The 1269-nt window shown below is 72.7% G+C and carries 1 protein-coding gene and 1 pseudogene; both read left to right on the top strand.

All coding sequences use genetic code 11. From position 1 onward, the window contains the following. Positions 1 to 409: pseudogene (locus L0P92_RS44515) on the top strand (hypothetical protein); the annotation flags it as partial. Positions 410 to 438: 29 nt separating this feature from the next. Next, positions 439 to 1269, top strand: an 831-nt coding sequence (galE, locus tag L0P92_RS44510; protein WP_234768820.1) for a UDP-glucose 4-epimerase GalE, incomplete at its 3' end; no start/stop codon positions are given.

Here is a 1269-nt window from a genome sequence, read left to right as displayed (position 1 = left end):
GGAGCCGGGGGTGGCGGCGGGGGCGCGTACGAGGGTGGCGCTCGGGTCGTGCCCGGCCGACCGGGAGGTCGACGGAGAGGTCGACGGACGGGTCGACGGAGAGGTCGACGGTGACGGTGTCCGGTCGGCGGAGGTGAGCGTGGACTGGGCGGGGTTCCGGGCGGGCACGTGGGATCTCCGGCTGCGCGTGTGCTTCCGGGGCGGCGCGTACCGCGAGGTCACGGCGCGCGCGGTGGCGGGCGCCGGTCTGCTGCGCCGGCGCGCCGCGATCGGCGCCGGTCACACCGTGGTCCTCGTCCAGCCGTACGCCACCCACTCGGGAGCGCTGGCACTGCGCGTCGCCCGCGGTTCACGGAGTCTCATGTCGGTTCTCCGCGGCAGGCTCCGCCGCCTGCTTCACTGTCACTGACTTCACTTGTCACGAGGGGACGGCCGCACATGACCTGGCTGATCACCGGCGGCGCCGGTTACATCGGGGCGCACGTCGTACGGGCGATGACCGAGGCGGGCGAGCACGCCGTGGTGTACGACGACCTGTCCACCGGCATCGCCGACCGCGTGCCGGACGGCGTCCCGCTGGTCGTGGGCTCGACCCTGGACGGCGAGCGCGTCGCCCGTGCCCTCAGGGACCACGGCGTGACCGGCGTGGTCCACCTGGCGGCGAAGAAGCAGGTCGGCGAGTCGGTCGACCTCCCGCTGCACTACTACCGGGAGAACGTCGAGGGCCTGCGCGTCCTGCTGGAGGCCGTGACGGCGGCGGACGTACCGTCCTTCGTCTTCTCCTCCTCGGCGGCGGTGTACGGCATGCCGGACGTCGACCTGGTGACGGAGGAGACGCCGTGCGTGCCGATGTCGCCCTACGGCGAGACCAAGCTGGCGGGCGAGTGGCTGGTCCGGGCGACGGGCCGCGCGACGGGCCTGTCGACGGCGTCGCTCCGCTACTTCAACGTGGCGGGCGCCGCCACCCCCGAACTCGCCGACGTGGGCATCTACAACCTCATCCCCATGGTCTTCGAGAAGCTCACCGAGAACCTGCCCCCACGCATCTTCGGCGACGACTACCCGACCCCCGACGGCACCTGCGTCCGCGACTACATCCACGTCGTCGACCTCGCCGACGCCCACGTGGCCGCCGCCCGCGCCCTGAGCTCCTCCCCCGGCCACACCCTCACTCTCAACATCGGCCGCGGCGAGGGCGTCTCGGTCCGCGAGATGATCGACCTCATCAACGCCATCACCGGCTACGACCGCCCCCCGACCGTCACCCCC

It is taken from the genome of Streptomyces muensis (assembly GCF_021474425.1).
In the GTDB taxonomy this organism is placed as follows: domain Bacteria; phylum Actinomycetota; class Actinomycetes; order Streptomycetales; family Streptomycetaceae; genus Streptomyces; species Streptomyces muensis.
This window is presented reverse-complemented; position numbering and strand designations above follow the sequence as displayed.